The organism is Pelovirga terrestris (genome assembly GCF_014773365.1).
Classification (GTDB): domain Bacteria; phylum Desulfobacterota; class Desulfuromonadia; order Desulfuromonadales; family Geopsychrobacteraceae; genus Pelovirga; species Pelovirga terrestris.
On the sequence record NZ_JACWUN010000004.1, the window covers coordinates 152482 to 169388 of the forward strand.

General features: G+C 51.0%; 17 protein-coding genes. 14 read left to right on the forward strand and 3 right to left on the reverse strand.

The annotated features are described in order from the left end of the window. Window positions 1-650 precede the first annotated feature (650 nt). From hemL to ICT70_RS05060, 8 genes are all read left to right on the forward strand, one after another. Window positions 651-1940, forward strand: coding sequence for a glutamate-1-semialdehyde 2,1-aminomutase (gene hemL / locus ICT70_RS05025; protein ID WP_191154301.1), 1290 nt, complete (start codon window positions 651-653; stop codon window positions 1938-1940). Between the two features lie 99 nt (window positions 1941-2039). Beyond that, window positions 2040-2300, forward strand: coding sequence for an AtpZ/AtpI family protein (locus ICT70_RS05030; RefSeq protein ID WP_191154302.1), 261 nt, complete (start codon window positions 2040-2042; stop codon window positions 2298-2300). After that, window positions 2297-2668: an ATP synthase subunit I gene (locus ICT70_RS05035; RefSeq protein WP_191154303.1), complete on the forward strand. Its 372-nt coding sequence runs from the start codon at window positions 2297-2299 to the stop codon at window positions 2666-2668. The genes ICT70_RS05030 and ICT70_RS05035 overlap by 4 nt, the downstream gene beginning before the upstream one ends. A gap of 46 nt (window positions 2669-2714) precedes the next feature. Further along, the gene (atpB, locus tag ICT70_RS05040; protein ID WP_191154304.1) at window positions 2715-3389 is read left to right on the forward strand and encodes a F0F1 ATP synthase subunit A; all 675 of its coding nucleotides are present in this window, start codon (window positions 2715-2717) and stop codon (window positions 3387-3389) included. 97 nt (window positions 3390-3486) lie between these two features. Further along, the gene (gene atpE, locus ICT70_RS05045) at window positions 3487-3765 is read left to right on the forward strand and encodes an ATP synthase F0 subunit C (RefSeq protein WP_191154305.1); all 279 of its coding nucleotides are present in this window, start codon (window positions 3487-3489) and stop codon (window positions 3763-3765) included. A gap of 349 nt (window positions 3766-4114) precedes the next feature. After that, entirely contained in the window at window positions 4115-5977 is a 1863-nt protein-coding gene (locus tag ICT70_RS05050) for a cytochrome c3 family protein (RefSeq protein ID WP_191154306.1), read from the forward strand. A gap of 74 nt (window positions 5978-6051) precedes the next feature. Further along, the gene (locus ICT70_RS05055; protein ID WP_224746823.1) at window positions 6052-6285 is read left to right on the forward strand and encodes a hypothetical protein; all 234 of its coding nucleotides are present in this window, start codon (window positions 6052-6054) and stop codon (window positions 6283-6285) included. A 264-nt stretch (window positions 6286-6549) separates the two neighbouring features. Continuing rightward, window positions 6550-8034: a NapC/NirT family cytochrome c gene (locus ICT70_RS05060; RefSeq protein ID WP_191154308.1), complete on the forward strand. Its 1485-nt coding sequence runs from the start codon at window positions 6550-6552 to the stop codon at window positions 8032-8034. A gap of 117 nt (window positions 8035-8151) precedes the next feature. Here the strand turns inward: ICT70_RS05060 and ICT70_RS05065 are convergent, their stop codons facing one another. Further along, window positions 8152-9936 carry a hypothetical protein gene (locus ICT70_RS05065; RefSeq protein WP_191154309.1) on the reverse strand — a complete coding sequence of 595 codons (1785 nt, stop codon included), beginning with the start codon at window positions 9934-9936 and terminating at the stop codon, window positions 8152-8154. Between the two features lie 512 nt (window positions 9937-10448). Here ICT70_RS05065 and ICT70_RS05070 point away from each other — a divergent pair. The 6 genes from ICT70_RS05070 (at window position 10449) to ICT70_RS05095 (ending at window position 14586) form a co-directional block, all read left to right on the forward strand. Continuing rightward, a complete protein-coding gene (locus ICT70_RS05070; RefSeq protein ID WP_191154310.1) occupies window positions 10449-10919 on the forward strand; it encodes a cytochrome c3 family protein in 471 nt (156 codons plus the stop codon). A 2-nt stretch (window positions 10920-10921) separates the two neighbouring features. Further along, window positions 10922-11695 (forward strand): 4Fe-4S dicluster domain-containing protein, encoded by a 774-nt coding sequence (locus ICT70_RS05075; RefSeq protein WP_191154370.1) that lies wholly within the window; start codon window positions 10922-10924, stop codon window positions 11693-11695. A 2-nt stretch (window positions 11696-11697) separates the two neighbouring features. Next, a complete protein-coding gene (gene nrfD, locus ICT70_RS05080; RefSeq protein WP_224746824.1) occupies window positions 11698-13005 on the forward strand; it encodes an NrfD/PsrC family molybdoenzyme membrane anchor subunit in 1308 nt (435 codons plus the stop codon). A gap of 211 nt (window positions 13006-13216) precedes the next feature. Continuing rightward, on the forward strand, window positions 13217-13795 hold the full coding sequence (locus ICT70_RS05085; RefSeq protein ID WP_191154311.1) for an isochorismatase family protein: 579 nt from the start codon (window positions 13217-13219) through the stop codon (window positions 13793-13795). Further along, the gene (locus ICT70_RS05090; protein ID WP_191154312.1) at window positions 13795-14148 is read left to right on the forward strand and encodes a TraR/DksA family transcriptional regulator; all 354 of its coding nucleotides are present in this window, start codon (window positions 13795-13797) and stop codon (window positions 14146-14148) included. The genes ICT70_RS05085 and ICT70_RS05090 overlap by 1 nt, the downstream gene beginning before the upstream one ends. Further along, complete coding sequence (locus tag ICT70_RS05095; RefSeq protein WP_191154313.1) at window positions 14149-14586, forward strand: DMT family transporter; 438 nt, start codon at window positions 14149-14151, stop codon at window positions 14584-14586. It begins immediately after the preceding gene. Window positions 14587-14617: 31 nt separating this feature from the next. Here ICT70_RS05095 and ICT70_RS05100 read toward each other — a convergent pair whose 3' ends face one another. Beyond that, a complete protein-coding gene (locus ICT70_RS05100; RefSeq protein WP_191154314.1) occupies window positions 14618-14989 on the reverse strand; it encodes a DUF3024 domain-containing protein in 372 nt (123 codons plus the stop codon). Further along, a complete protein-coding gene (locus ICT70_RS05105) occupies window positions 14976-16817 on the reverse strand; it encodes a UbiD family decarboxylase (protein ID WP_191154315.1) in 1842 nt (613 codons plus the stop codon). The genes ICT70_RS05100 and ICT70_RS05105 overlap by 14 nt, the downstream gene beginning before the upstream one ends. Window positions 16818-16907: the final 90 nt, after the last annotated feature.

Below are 16907 nucleotides of genomic sequence, written 5' to 3' on the forward strand. Positions count from 1 at the left end.
ACGAGCACTTTGATCGGGCTCATATAAATAAAGCCGAATTTTAGCCTTGACGATCTAGCGGTGCAAGGATAAAAACCCGTTACATTCATGGATCAGATTTCTTTTTGCCGGGAGTAAGCAATCCTCTGGTGAATAAAGGAATAACGTCTGACGTGTGGTGATAAGGCTGGTTCCTCAGGTTGTACTTTCATTTTACGTTAAGGTCAATACAAAAAATAACACCGTTCTGTTCTGCTTATGGGGCTTGTCGTTCCCGGAGGGCTTGTCGGTGGAGGATATTTCCCTTGGCGCTCAGATAACTAGCCTCTATAATGCCCTGTTGAAAGATATAAGCAGCTTGTTCTATCGAAATCGAAATCGAAATCGAAATCGAAATCGAAATCGAAATCGGGATCGGGATCGAAATCGATCTTCTCTTCGCTTTAAACCCTGTACACAGGCAACAAATTCGATGGCCGGACGACAGTGGACAGGGTACTCGTGATCGGGGGCTGTTTTTTTCGATCCCGATGTCGATTTCGATAGCGATTTCGACAAAAATTTGGACAAAGAATGTTCCCGGTGATAGGTTGCGCCTAGCGTTATCGGAGCCGGTTAGATAACGAAGAAAAATCTTTTTACCCTGTCTTTATCGAAGGAGCTAGTTGTTCATGCGCTATCAAAAATCTCAAGAACTTTTCGCCCAGGCCCAAAAAATCATTCCCGGTGGCGTCAACAGCCCGGTACGGGCATTTAAGTCGGTGGGCACCCAGCCGATTTTTATCGAGCGGGCAGCCGGCAGCAAAATCTATGACGTTGACGGCAACGAATACATCGACTATGTCGGTTCCTGGGGCCCGATGATCCTGGGGCATTGCCATCCTAAGGTGGTCGAAGCGATTCAGCAGGCTGCAACCAAAGGAGCTTCCTTCGGCGCGCCGACAGCGCTGGAGACGGAACTGGCCGAGCTGGTCAATCAGGCCTACCCCAATATTGAAAAGGTCCGGATGGTTTCTTCCGGTACCGAAGCGACCATGAGCGCTATCCGTCTGGCGCGCGGTTTTACCGGGCGCGACAAGATTCTCAAGTTCGACGGCTGCTACCACGGCCATGCCGATTCCCTGCTGGTCAAGGCCGGTAGCGGTGCGGCGACCTTTGGCGTGCCGACTTCTCCGGGCGTTCCGGCAGATTTTGCCAAATACACCCTGACCGCTACCTATAACGATCTGGCTGAAGTCCAGCAGATGGTGGCGGCCAATAAGGAGGAGATCGCTTGCATTATTCTCGAGCCGATTGCCGGCAATATGGGATGTGTTCCTCCCCGTCCCGGCTTCCTTGAAGGGCTGCGCAAGCTCTGTGATGCTGAAGGCATTCTGCTGATCATGGACGAAGTCATGACCGGTTTCCGCGTCGCTTTTGGTGGTGCGCAGGAGCGTTACGGTGTGCGCGGTGATCTGGTCTGTCTTGGCAAGATCATCGGTGGCGGTCTGCCGGTCGGCGCGTTCGGCGGTCGGCGTGACATTATGGATGTTCTTTCGCCGCTGGGTGGGGTATACCAGGCTGGCACCTTGTCGGGGAACCCGCTGGCCATGAGTGCCGGCATCGCCACCCTCAAGCTGTTACAGGCAGAGGGTTTTTATCAGCAGATTGAAGAAAAGAGTGCTTATCTTGAAAAGGGATTACAGCAGGTGTGCGCCACTCAGCCGGTAGCAACCCGCTGGCAACGGGTCGGTGGCATGTTCTGTACCTATTTTACCGACCGGGAGGTTTTCTCCTTTGCCGATGCAGCCACCAGCGACACTGAAGCCTTCGGTCGTTTTTTCCGCAGCATGCTGGATGAGGGAATCAACCTGGCCCCCTCGCAGTTCGAGGCGGGCTTCATGAGCGTCGCTCATTCGCGTGAAGATCTGGATAAAACCATCGCCGCGGCCGATAAGTCCTTTGCTTCCCTGAAGGGCTGAGCCGACCTGAGCGAGGGCAGAAAAGCGGTTGACTTGAAAGGGGCACTGTGCTAGTTAAGGGTCGCTTTAGAGGCCACTTTGCGGCTGGAAAAACCTGACATGAACGAACAGGAACGCGAACAGAAGCGCCGGTTGTACCGCAGTCTCGGGTTTTTGTCGTCCATCGGGATTTCGATGGTAGCGGCGACGCTGCTGGGGTTGGCGATTGGTTACTATCTTGATCAATGGCTCGATACGCGCCCGATTTTTACCATTATCATGCTGATGTTCGGTATCGCAGCCGGTTTCCGTAACGTGTATGTCCTGACCTCATGGGAACTGCGCCGGCAACAGAAAGATCAGGACGAGAATCCCCAATGACTGATCAGGATGCCGGTCTGGCGAAAGCCCTGGCACGGCGTAACTGGGTGATCCTGGCGCTGATGGTTGTTGTCAGTCTGTGGTGGCGTTCCGCTCCGATAACCCTTGGCGTTCTTGGTGGCGGGCTGGTTATCGCCCTCAATTATCACTGGATGGGACGCTCACTGACTAAGCTGCTGGCTGACCCACAACGGGCGCCACGGCGTAAAATCTTCACCGGGATCAACTATCTGTTGCGTCTGGTGGTGATGGGTCTGGTGATTTACCTGCTACTGGTTCAGGTCAAGGTTCATCCAATTGGCCTGGCTGTCGGTTTATCGCTGTACGTTGTCAACCTGATGTACAGCACGATCAGGCGCATTTATTAGTCAGTAATTAGCTGTAATATATGTAACAAAACAGGAGAGAGAGCTTATGGTTCATCCTTTTATGTTTCTCGAATGGTTCGCCGATCTGATCAGTCTGCATGTCGGCCCGCACGTTCTCTATACCTGGCTGGCAATGGCCATTTTATTGTCCGGAGCCTGGTTGGCAAGCCGTGCCATCAGTCTGGTGCCGGGCAAAATGCAGAACTTTATGGAAGCGGTGATGACCGGCTTTGACAGCCTGATCGAAAATGTCATGGGCAAGGACGGCAAGCCGTATTTTCCGTTGATCGCCACCATCGGCATGTTTGTCCTGGTGGGGAACCTGCTCGGTCTGGTGCCTTCCTGCTTTCCGCCCACCGCCAGCCTCAATACCAATGCTGCCCTGGCGCTGACGGTCTTTTTCATGACCCACTATATCGGTATCAAAAAGCACGGCTTTCATTACATTCAACACTTCATGGGGCCGATCATCTGGCTGGCACCACTGATGATTATCATCGAGATCCTCAGCCACCTGGTTCGTCCCATCTCCCTGTCGTTACGTCTGTTTGGCAACATGTATGGCAAGGAAATCGTGCTGATGATCTTTTTTGCCCTGGTGCCGCTGTTCCTGCCGATCCCGATTATGTTCCTCGGGGTGCTGATCAGTATGATTCAGGCGTTTGTTTTTGTCCTTCTGTCGATGATTTATATTGCCGGTTCCCTTGAGGAAGCCCACTAAATAAAATTTATCCGTGCGTTCACAGGGGTGAAAGCACAAGTCCTATACATTTAGGAACAATCAGACATTCATAACCGCACAACAAAGGAGTAGTACCATGGATTTTTTCACCTGGAGCATCATCGCAGCAGCATTTGGCATGGGTATCGGTTCTATCGGTACCGGTATTGGTATGGGTATCGCGATCAGCAAGGCTTGTGAAGGCGTTGCCCGCAATCCCGGCGCATCCGGTAAAATTCTGACCAACATGATGGTCGGTCTGGCCCTGATCGAGTCCCTCGCAATTTACGTTTTCGTTATCTGTATTATTGCTCTGTATGCCAACCCCTTTACCGACACCGTGGTTGAACTGATCCGTGCCGGCATGGGTGCATAAAAAGCGAAACTATCCACTACTGGATCAAAAAAGGCGTGCCCTTCAGGGGGAGCGCCTTTTTTTTGTATATTGTATACAAGTCGGCTCGACATGATTCAGAAATTTCCCTAATACTTTCAATGTGCTTGTAGGTTTGCTGCTGGACTTGGTGGGTTTTTTGTTGTCTTTTTTATGGGTTCAGGATAGCCTCTGCACCGTATGTTAAAAATATACATCCCAGATGTGTATTGCTAAGGATAAAAATGCCACCGGGGGTCGCAAAAGGATAGTTCCTTTTCCCCTGTTTTTCCTTAGATTCATTATTGATGTCTTGACTTTGGTTTGGGTAATTTTTTCAAGGAGGTTACCGATGCGTAAACTTGTATTTTTTCCAGTATTGCTGCTGATCACGTTGTGTAGTTCTCACGTGCTGGCGGAAATCCATGAAACTCACCTGGTGGCTTCACCTGAAAGCTGTCTGATGTGTCATGAGGATGTTGTTACTGCTGAAGGTTTTGCAGGATCCGTCCATGGCCCCAATGGTTGTGTCGCTTGCCACGTTGATCTGGTTGATGTTGAAAGGCACATGAGCGGAGATTTGATGCCACAACCGCCCATGTGCGTGCGCTGTCATAAGGTCGAGACAGCGGAGCACTATGCCAGTGTCCATATGCTGTCAGGAATCGATTGCTCAAGCTGCCATTGGGATATTCACACCCACCAACCGTGGGCGGGTGACAAAAATATCGCTTCGGCCAAGTGTGCTGAATGTCACTTTGATACCAATGAGGTATGGCAGGAATCGAGCCACGGTCAGGCAGTCATGGCCGGAAACATGGACTCAGCCGCTTGTCTCGATTGTCACAACCTGCATGCGATCAACGAAGTTGGGCAGCCGGGGGATCCGGGCCACTGGGAGTTTCACACCGAAGCCTGCATGAAGTGCCACGCAGATCGCCAGATGATGAAGCGCAACAACGTCATGACCGTTGCGGTAAGCTCCTATTTAAGCAGTTATCACGGCAAGAATTATCGTCTTGGTTATCCTGATGAGGTCGCCGGTTGTGCCGACTGCCATACCTCTCATGCCATCTTTCCCAGTAATGATCCGCGTTCCACCCTGTATCCTGAGAATCTGATTGGTACCTGCGGCGCATGCCACTCCAACTCATCAGCGCAGTTCGTTAAATTTTATTCTCACGGCGATATGACGGATCGCGAAAGCTATCCGATTTTGTGGTGGACTTTTGTCAGCATGACCACCCTGCTGGTATCCACTTTTGCGGTGTTCTGGGTGCACTCTTTGTTCTGGTTGTTCCGTGGATTTGTTGATAACCGCCAGAAACATCGTGCCATGATAGCGGGTCACCATCATGTGATCCCGGATGCCCATAAGATTTATCGGCGATTCACCAAAACCCATATTTTCTTGCATTTGTTGGTTATTATCAGTTTTCTGCTGTTGTCCATGACGGGGATCCCCCTGAAGTTTGCCGACCAGGAATGGGCCAAGGTGTTGATGGGCCTGCTGGGTGGTGCGCCGATGGCCGCTGACTTACATCGTCTCGGTGCGGTGATTACCTTTGTCTACTTTGGTGCCGCTCTCTTTATGAGTGCCAAGTTCCTGTTCTACAAACTGGAATATCCGGCTGAATTTTTCCAGCGTCTGTTCGGCCCCGAATCCCTGTGCCCCAACCTGCGGGATATTCGTGACGTCACGGCGATGGTGCGCTGGTTTCTTTTTCTGGGTCCCAAGCCGACCTTTGAGCGCTGGACCTACTGGGAGAAATTCGATTTTATTGCGGTTTTCTGGGGGATGTTTGCCATCGGTGGTTCCGGTTTGATGCTCTGGTTCCCGGAGTTCTTTGCCGCCTTCCTGCCCGGTTGGTCGCTCAATGTGGCCACTATCATCCATTCAGATGAGGCGTTGCTGGCAACGGGCTTCATCTTTACCGTCCACTTCTTCAACACTCATGGACGTCCGGAGAAGTTCCCCATGGACTTCGTTATCTTTAACGGCGAGTTGAGTAAAGAAGAGTTCATCGAGGAACGTGCTGACCAGTGGAAGCGTTATGAAGAAGCAGGTATTCTCGATCAGTACATTAAAGAAAAACCTAGTGGTATCACTTATGATTTCATCATTAAAACCTTTGGTTTTCTCGCCTTGTTTATTGGTCTTGGGTTGCTGGTATTGATGATCTATGCCTTCCTCCTGGGTGGCCATACACATTAAATGGCGGGTGTTTTTGGCTGAATATTCGGGGCTGCCGGCTGGTGGCCCCGAATTGTTTGTAGAGATCATTAACAATGAACAATATGCAGAAAGACTTAATTCTGTCGATTTTCTCTCTCGGTGTTTACATCGTTGGCGGTTTGACGACCTTTGCCGGCGTCGGGATTGTGATTCTGATGAAGGGGAAGGATCTCTGGGGCTGGGGTGATGCCTACGGCATCGGCTACCTGATGATCTGTGTCGGTTTGGTAATGACAATCCTGGGGGTGTTGGTGATGCGGGTTGTGAGAAACCGTTTCAAGATCTAGCATGTGTTAGGCGCCTTGATACCCTGGTCGATAAAATTAGAAACATTTATTCCTGTGGGCTCATTTCTAAATTTTTCCAGCAGGTTGCAGGTTGTTTCTTATGAATCAGGCCCGTCGTGGGCATTGACAAATAACACGCAAAGTGCTAGTGAATCGGCACTTTTTTGATCATATCCTGGTAGAAGAGCAAATTCACTATCTCAACGTGCCGTTCGAGCAGCAAAAGTGTTCGACCAATAATGTCCCAACCGCAGGAGGAAAAGGATGGAAGAAAATCAGAAGAATAATGACACGGATGTCACGTCAACCAGCTTGGCAGATATCCCCAAAACTTTTTTCAAAGGAATTGCAAAAAGTAGAATATCACTGCTAGGCGCAATGGCGGTAACGGTTATCTTTCCGTTTCTGGTCGGCGCGGTTCTTTATGACCTGGCCTTCGGGATCCCCAATACTTATTTTGCCGGCCTCGTTTATATGGTTCTTGGCCCGGGCTTCATTGGTGGCTTGGTACTGATTATTGTCGGTCTGTTTTTTTCCAAGGGCAAAGAGGAGGTTCGTCTTTTTACCCTGGCTTATTTCAGAGATAAACTTGCTGACGATTCAGGCTTCGATCGGTTACGCAAGATGATTTTTATCGGGGTCTTTTTGACCTGTATTAATATATTTGTCATTGGTGTCCTTGCTTATAGTGGCTATCACTATATGGAATCCAATGCCTTCTGTGGTGAGTTCTGTCATGTGCCCATGACGCCCGAATATACGGCTTATCAGAATTCAGCTCATTCCCGTGTTGCCTGTGTCGATTGTCACATCGGCAGCGGCGCCAAGTGGGTTGCTAAATCGAAGATCTCCGGCGCGCGCCAGCTCTATGCTGTGGTTGCCGATACCTTTGCCCGTCCCATCGCAACTCCGGTTCACGGATTGCGTCCGGCCAGTGGTACCTGTATGCAATGTCATCGTCCGGAGATGTTCCATGGCGACCGACTGCGCATCAAGGACAAGTTTTTGGAGGATGAAGACAATACCCATGTCCAGACCGTGTTGCTGATGAAGATTGGCAGTGCCGGTGACCAGGCTGCTGAATCCCATGGAATTCACTGGCATGTGGATCCGGGCAACGAAATTACTTATGTGGCTGCAGATTGGGAACGCAGTATCATACCGGAAGTCATGCAAAGGACAGCAGACAGCGGCGTGCTTGTTTATCGCGACAGCGATGCTGAAGAACAGATCGCCAATGCGTCTCATCTGCAGGAACGGGTCATGGATTGTATCGATTGTCACAACCGGCCAAGCCATGTGTATCTTGATGTTGATGAAGCTCTTGACAAAAAGATTATCGCGCGCCAGATTCCCCAGGAGCTTCCCTATGTTAAGCGTCAAGCCAAGGCAGTTGTTACCGAAGAGTATCCATCTCAAGATGCCGCACGAACTGCCATTGCCAGTGAACTGCGTACCTTTTACCGGAATAACTATCCGGAGATTTACCGCGAGAAACAATATTTAGTTGATCAGGCAATTGCCGGAACACAGGCCGCCTTTGTCGAAAACGTATTCCCCGAGATGCAGATCCAGTGGAGCACCTATGAGAACTGGTTGAGCCATGATGGTTGTTTCCGTTGCCATAATTATCAACATGAGGCTGAAACCGGTGAGCTGATCTCCATGGACTGTGACACATGTCATACCGTGCTGGCCGAAGAGGAGCATAAGCCTGCGATCCTTAAACAACTGCTTGGAGTCAACTGAACAGCCGGTTTGAAAAGTCCCTTGAATAGATAAGAAGTCACGCTCCAAACAAAAAGCCCCGCAACGCTGCGGGGCTTTTTGTTTAGAGTTGCTGACGAATCAGCTAACACCACAGAGCTAGACTGGTTCCGTCGCATTGTCCGGCTCTTTGCGGTCTTTCCAGCGGGCAAGAATCAAGGACTGCAGGGCCGCAGCAATGCCAAAAGCAAGCAGCCCGATAACCAACCAGGGGCCACTGATCTGCAGCATGTCATAGACGAAAACCTTGACCCCACCCATGATCATGATGAAGCAAGACAGGTTGCGAAGTTCACGGTTATTACGGTGGGCAGCAACGGACATAAGCAGAATCGCGGCTCCATTAATCAGTAGAGAGACCAGTCCGGTAAAGGCAACGTTGAGTTCTCCACTATAGTTACGACTCAAAATGAAAAAACCAAACGCCGATGCGGCGATCAGTGCGGTGGTCAGGCCGCAAAGCAGCGGCAAAGTGGCACTGCGGTCGTGGGTATCGTAGCGTGAAAAGGCGATAGATTCAGGCGGTGGCGGATTCTGGCGGCAATAGCTGTAGTGATGGATAGCCAGGTAAGAGCTGATCAGCGCAATAATCATAAGGGGTACCGGCGCAGCGGTGAGGCTGGCAACCGCCTCCATGGCGATGATCGCAAGGATATAACCCTGTAAAACATAGGACGTAATGCGCATGCCACCACTGCTCCAGATGTTAGAGCAGATGCAGATGGCGAGGGCGAGGAGCGACAAAAACGGCAGAGGTAACAACATCCCTCCCATCAGCGCCGGCAGGGACAGCCCCGCCAGAATCACCCCCCCGGCGGTAAAGGTATTGGTGCCGGGCGCATTGACGCGCTTGCGCTGGGCCAGCCAAAACACCAGAGCGAAGTGAAACCCGGCGGCAATGGCAGCGGGCACTCCAAACAACTCTGGACTCTTCAGAGCATAGATTCCGGCGACGTAACACCAGGCGGCATTGATGGCAGGCAGACTGAAGTCGAATGTGGAGATTTTCTCGTCACCACTGCGTATAATGCCAAACAGGGAAATCAGCACAAACGTGAAACCAATCAGGGTGACAATGGGAATAAACCAGCCTTCGTTGATATGTTGCTGCGTTGCTGTGCCTCTGAGTACACCACTGATTTTGAGTCCCCAAATCTGGAGCATGAAATGGGTGGTAAGCATGAGCAGCCAGCGTAACCAGGAGCAGCGCTTGATGCGGGAAGCAAAAAAACCAAGGATGTTGGACAGCCACAGCATCAGTCCCAGATAGGGGAAAATCGGGTTAGGATAATCAATGGCCACCGCAGTCAGGCACATCCCAAGGGTACCGATAATGATGGGTAGAGCGACTTTGTAGTAGCGGCTGACCATGGCCAGGGCAATGCCGGTGACGGCCAGCATCAGGTAAACAGCCTCTATCGGCAAGGTAGAGAAGCGGGTGTGGGTTTCCAGCAGGATGCTGAACATTAAAAGGGCACCAATGACGGTGAACAGGGGCGCCATGGTATTTTTTTGGTGATAAAAGATAGAGCCGCAGGCAATGAGTGCGGCAGCATAACCCAGGCCCAGGATGGTGCCCGCCAATTGACCAAACATGCCGCCGTCGGCCAGGGTCCGCAGGCCAAGACCAATGACCAGCAGAAATGAGGCCGCTGAAATATGTTTGAGCAGCGAACTGCCACTGACTAGCAGCGATCTTTCTTCATTTAGCTTGGGCCGTTCTGCTTGTTTGGCTGGTTTTGTGATAGGGTCCGTAGGGCGTTGGATCGGCTTTTCATATGACTGGGTCTGATGTTCCAACCGGTCGACTCGGTCGGTAAGAAGAGTCACCTGGCGGATCAGTTCTTCTACACGTTCATTAAGACTGGCTTGATTGTGGGCCATAACTGAATCCTTGCATCAATATGGAGGTACTTACCGAACGGAGGCACTTTTTGTAACTATTCAGCACGATCCTTGCCACAGGACCCCCGACCCGGTGCTGAACAGATACGATTTTTTCGCTAATATTTGCGTCAATCCGCGTTGTTGCAGATGTGGTGCTCTGTGCTGATTTTCTGTTCAACCTATTGAAATTTATTGCTCATCGCACGTTTTCCAACGGCTGTAGGCGCTTCCGGATAATATTGAAATGGGACCAGATACGTAAAAATAGAACATTGTTATTTATAGATGAATTTTTTGCCGATATCCATAATTATTTTTAATTGAAAAAGCTTCTCAAAAAGAAAAAGAAATAGGAAAAAACGAGTGTCGTTTTGATAGTGCAAAACAAGAGTATTTAACCGAATTTATGAGGACAATGTTTTTAAAAAAAAGAAAATCTTGACAAAAAAAAGCAAGGAGTTAATATTGCAAAATGCTGTTTTATCTTGTCGTAGATCAGGAGGATTGTTGTGAAAAACCATATCTGGAGGCCACTTTACGTTGTGGCGGCCATTGTTGTTCTGATTCTCGTGTTTCGGATATTTTACGTGCCGGAAGATTTTGGGATTCAGGAGCGTGGGTACACTTTCGGTTTTCATCGATTGGGCAATGAGCAGGAATGGAAGGAATTTCCGGCCAAATACCGCGATAGCAGTTACTGCCAGGATTGCCATTATGATGTGACCGAGGTTTTTACGGTGTCTCAGCATGCGATGATTCAGTGCGAGAGTTGTCATGGCGCCGCCTTTGATCACCCTGAAAATCCTGAGAAACTGCCTATAGATCGTTCCCGCGAACTGTGTCTGCGTTGTCACAGCCAACTCTATACGCCTTCAAGCGGACGTAGCAATATTCCTGGTATCAACCCGTCAGAGCACAATGTCGGAATTGAATGCAGTGCCTGTCATAACCCCCACAATCCCAGCCTCGAGGAGATGTGATGATGAAGAGGCGTGACTTTATCAAACAGACCGCAGTGTTCGTCACCGGAGCAGCCCTGTCGTCATCGGCGCTAGTGATGCTCGATCCAAAAGAGCTGCTGGCTCAACGCCCGGAATTGCGCTGGGGTTTTCTCGTTGATACGCACAAATGTGTCGGCTGCGGGTTCTGTGTCAAAGCCTGCAAAATAGAAAACGATATTCCAATTGAAGCCAATGTGACCCGAACCTGGGTCGAACGTTATGTGCTCAAAAAAAATGGCGAGGTACTGGCCGATTCCCCAAAAGCGGCGCTGAACGGGTTTACCAGTGAACTGATCGATCAGAATGCTTCAGGTTTAAAAGAGGTTGACGCAGATGAAATCGCTCAGGCGTTTTTTGTTCCTAAACTCTGCAATCAGTGCGAAACCCCAGCCTGTGTTCAGGTTTGCCCGGTCGGAGCAACCTATCAGACTGCTGACGGGATTGTTTTAATTGATCGAAAATGGTGTATCGGTTGTGGCTACTGTGTCATGGGATGTCCTTACGGCGTTCGCTTTTTTCATCCTGTGGAGCATGTTGCGGACAAATGCAACTTCTGTTATCACCGAATCTCCCAGGGTGGTAACACTGCCTGCGCTCAGGCATGCCCCTTCGGTGCGCGCAAAATAGGCAATCTGCGTGATCCCAACGATCCGGTAGCAAAGACTGTGTTACGTGATCGGGTTGGGGTGCTGCGCGATGAATATGGAACCAAGCCACAGGTGTTTTACCTCGGGCTGAGCAAGGAGGTACACTAGTCATGGTTGAGCAGATAGCGGCGATGGTTGTCCATGGCGAAGCCTGGACCGTAAAAGATCTTTTTGTTCTGCCCAATGAGTATGTTTACTGGTCGATCCAAATTGTCATGTATCCCTACATGACCGGTCTGGTTGCCGGCGCCTTTGTTCTGTCTTCGCTGTATCATGTTTTCGGGGTAGAGAAACTGAAGCAGATTGCCCGTTTTGCGCTGGTTTTTTCTTTCGCATTGTTACCGGTTGCCATGCTGCCGTTGTTGTTGCATCTGACCCAGCCGTTACGGGGTATCCATGTACTGATGACGCCACATTTTACCTCGGCCATTTCTGCCTTCGGCATTGTTTTCATGACCTATGCCTGTATTGTCGCCGCCGAGATCTGGTTTGTCTATCGCACGTTCATCGTAGCTTCGGTTGTTCGCCTTTCAGCAAAAGACAATCGAACGGTGTATCAACGTCTTTTATTGCAAATCTATCGAGTTATTTCACTCGGTGCGATGGATGTCTCCAAGGAAGCGGTTGAATCCGATCACAAGGCAGTCAAGTTTCTTGCCGGACTGGGAATCCCGGTCGCGTGCTTTCTGCACGGTTATGCCGGTTTTATCTTCGGTTCGGTCAAGGCCAACGCTCTCTGGATGACGCCGCTGATGCCGGTGATTTTCATCTTCTCCGCCGTGGTTTCGGGGATAGCTCTTTGTATCGTGAGCTATTACGTTTTTATGGAAATACGGAAACGGGCGGCCAAAGGCGGATGGAACTTCTTTTTGCCTGAAACCATTGGTCATGACCGCGCTGAATTTAGCTATGAGGAACTGAACAGCATGCAGGATCATGAAGTTAAAATGACTTCTAAATACCTGCTTATTTTTATGACGCTGGCACTGACTCTTGAAGTGCTTGATATGATCTTCCGCGGATACACCGCGGTAAAATCCTGGGATGCTTTGCGTCAGGTCATTTACGTCCATGATTTTACACAGATTTTTATTATGCAGGGGCTGCTTGGAAATGTTATTCCTTTCATCCTGCTGCTCTTGCCGCGCATTACCGTTCGTCGTGCCGTTAGCGCATCTTTGTTGGTCTTGTTAGGGGTGTTCATGATGCGGTGGAATGTCGTGATCGGTGGTCAGGCGTTTTCACTCACCTTTAATGGGTTCATGCATTATAGTCTGCCGATTATTCCCAACAGTATTGAAACCTTCAAGGAAGGGCTCATGGGGGCACTTTTGGTGGTTATTTCTCCCTTTGTCATTTTTTATTTTCTTAACATGGTTTTTCCGGCGTTTATGGAGGATAAATCTGCAACCCACTAAAAAGGGAATATGTTTGCGGTTGATTTTTTAGCGCCAAGAGGCTCAGGGTAAAAGGCATAACTTTTATCCTTGCTAGCAATTCAACATCGCCCGGGGAATACATTTCTCCGGGCGATGTTATGTTGAATGCCGCAAAAAAGTAGTGCTTAACCGAGGTTTCAGGGTATTGTGAAAATTTGTTTGTCAGTGAACTTTTGCAAAGGAGGAGCACATGTCGGAGATTAAGAAGAAGTATTGGTTGGAAGCTTCTCAGGCGGCACTATTGGTTGTTGATGTTCAGGACAAATTGGTAGGGGCCATGGATCAGCAACTTTATCAGCAGTTGCTACAGAATGTACCATTGCTGATAGCGGGCTTTAAGGCCCTTGGCTTGCCGATGATCGCTACCGAGCAGTATTCAAAAGGACTCGGGCACACGATTGCTGAGTTGCAAAGTGCCACCGAGCAATGCTGTATTGAAAAACTGACCTTTAGCTGTTGTGGTGATGATGGTTTTGCTGACGCCCTGAAGAAAACCCAAGCTCGTCAGATTGTCGTGGTCGGGATGGAAACCCATGTCTGTGTGTTGCAGACAGTGATCGACCTGCTTGATCAGGGGTATGGTGTCCACCTGGTACGCGATGCTGTCAGTTCCCGTTTTGCCGGCGATTATGCCAATGCGATAGCGCTTGCGGCCGCCGCCGGGGCGGTTATAACAACAACAGAAACAGCGCTTTTTCAGCTGGTTAAGGTGGCTGGTAATGATGATTTCAAGGCCATTTCCAAGCTGGTTCGGCAGCGGACACAGTAATGGAGCTTAGCGACGCAGAACAGCAGCAGCTTGGCAAAAAACTGCTGCTGTTGAAGGCGGAAATCGAGCAGCTGCTAGGTGATTCCGTCGAGAGTAGCCGCCCGGTTGACCTCGGACTATCGATTGGACGACTGTCTCGGGTCGATGCGCTGCAGCAGCAGGCCATGGCGAAGGCCAACCGCGAAGCTCACCAGCGCCGTCTGGTGCTGATTGATGCGGCTCTGCGAACCCTGAAAAGTGGGCGTTACGGACTGTGCCGCAGCTGTGATGAGCCGATCAGCCTGAAGCGGCTCGAGGCCCGCCCGGAGACCCCTTTCTGTATTGAATGCCAGACTGAGCGCGAAGGTAACTGAATGTCGAACCTGGTATTGATGATATTGATTGCCTGTGGCGGCATTGCTGTTGCGATTCAGCCTTCGATTAATGCCAGGCTGGCCCAAAAAACCGGCTTTCTCGAAGCGGCCACTATCTCGTTTGCCGTCGGCACCCTGGCGTTGCTGCTGATTTCACTATTGTCCGGTCAGGGCAGTTTCCGGCGGATTATTGAGGTCCCCTGGTGGCAGTTAAGCGGCGGTTTATTTGGCGCTTTTTTTGTGACCATGACGATTATCGGGGTGCCGCGCATCGGCACCACGGCGGTGCTGGCTCTGACCATAGCCTCGCAACTAATGGCTGGTATGGTGATGGATCACTATGGGGTTTTTGGCATGCGCGGTATCCCGATTGACGGCAAACGCATACTAGGGATTGCGCTGCTGTTGATTGGGGTCTTCCTGGTGTGCAAGAGGTAGATGGGAAGTGGGAAGTGGGGAAATAGGCAATTTAGTCGTGCCGGAAGAAGCGTAATGGATCCTGGTTGATGGCGGTCAGCAATTTGTCCAGCTCCAGGGTCGGACCGACGCCCAGATAGAGCTGCCAGTGTGAACCGTTCTGGTGGTGCAGGCTCCACTGGTTCAGCTCCGGGTTGAAACGCAGTTGGGCCATAGGCCGTTCGTGGGTTGTTGTCGTCTTGCCTGTTCCCATTCTGACTTCAAATAGATGAACCTGTAAACCGGCAATACGATAATCCAGTCGGCGCGGATTTATCGGGCGTTGGCCTGCACTTCGGCAAAAATCATCAAGTTTGCGCAGCGCACTTTTATGTAAAAATTCCGGCAGTTCGCTCATAGTAGACCCTTTGTCAAATAATGCCATGAAGTGGTCCCCCCGCAGCTCCAAGTTCGTCGACCTGCTTTTCGATATCAGGATCATCAATCAAGGGCGGCGCATGGTGGGGTTTGATGCGCGCATCGATTACCACAGAGCCATCACAGCCCCAGTGCTTGTTGCGATTCCAGGCCGCAATACCGTACAGATCGGTAGCCGGATTGGAGCGGGTAAAGGTCACCCACAGCCAGTTGTTCAGGGTTGCAGCGCAGAAATCACTGTCGTTGACAACGACAATCAAAGGAAACCTGTTGATCGGATGATCGCTGCTGTAATAGCTGCACAGACGCAGTAGATCAGGGTCTCCTTCACTGCATGGCGTATTGCAGGCGGGCCCTTTGATCAGCAGAATGCCGGCACCGGCCAGGCGCGGCGCGCTAAAACCGACCGGCAGATCAATATTTTCGGGAATCCGCGTGGGTAGATCACGGCGTTTTTCCCCCGTCGCGGCCATCACCACTTTTGACCCCTGATTCAGGCCGTGGCCGCTGTAGTCGAGGGTGTCGATGGTTGTTGCGGTATGGAAGTGCAGGTCGCGGCGCCAGTCGATGCGCTCGAGCATATGCTGGAGGAAGGCTGGAATGTCGTGAATATCGAGGTTGGGATTGTCATTTTCGGCGGTTATCAATAAATACTTGGCCAGAGACAGTTGCCCCTGTCCGAGGATGGCGCAGGCCTGGGTCAGCAGTTCCTGGGGGCGATCGGTCTGGTCGAAGGGGGTGTAACGCTCGCTGCCAATGGCCAGCAGCAACGGATGAACCCCGGCAGCGTCAACCGCATGGACTGCTTTAATGCCGGGAAGCACATCAGGAATCAGCGCACCGGTCAGTTCATGGATAAAGGCACCAAAACTGGTATCTTCCTGCGGTGGTCGGCCGACGGTGGTGAATGGCCAGATCGCATCAGGACGATGATAGACCCGCTCTACCTTCAAGACCGGAAAATCGTGGGCAAGGCTGTAGTAACCCAGGTGGTCACCAAAAGGTCCTTCCGGTTTGAGTTGAGCGGGATCTACTATGCCGCAGATGACGAAGTCAGCTTCCGCCGGCATGGGCAGAAACCCTTGCGGTTGGACCATGGTGAGGCGATGACCACCGAGCAGTCCGGCGAAGGAAAGCTCCGGCATCCCTTCGGGTAATGGCATAACCGCAGCGACCGTCAGACTCGGCGGGCCACCGACAAAGACATTTACCTTGAAGGGGACCCCTTTGTCTATCGCTTCACGCTGATGAACACCAATACCGCGATGAAGCTGATAGTGAAGACCGGCTTCGCCATCCGCCTCATAGTCATTGCCGGAAATCTGGACTCGATACATCCCCAGGTTGGCACGTCGCAGTCCGGGATTGTTGGCACTTTCACTGTAAACCTGGGGCAAGGTGATAAAGGCCCCCCCATCATCCGGCCAGCTTTTGATCTGGGGCAGGGCGCTCAAGGTAGTTTGCCCGGTGAGAATGGGTCCGTTGCTGACGTTGCGCGGTAGCAGATGGAAGGCTCCACGCGGTGCGTTGAACAGAGCTGCAGGAGAACGGAGCAGATGTTTTGGATCGAGCTTGAGCTTGACCAGGGTATCGATCCGCCGCAGGGTGTCGCGAAACAAAAAGCGGGTGCGCTCCAGGGTGCCGAACAGATTGGCAACCGCCGGAAAACGACAGCCGCTCAGGTTGGTGAACAGCAACGCCGGCCCCTGATGCTGGTAGACCCGGCGCTGGATGGACCCGGCAAGAAGATCGGGATCAATGGGGCGATTGATGCGGATCAGTTGGCCACTGGATTCCAGGTCATTAACAGCTTGGCGTAAGGTTTTGTATCCCAAAAGACAATCCTTAAGAGGGGTTGAACGTATCGCTGGATATATACTGCAGATGATGACAAAAGGCAATTCTCTCGGCAACTGAAGCAGTCA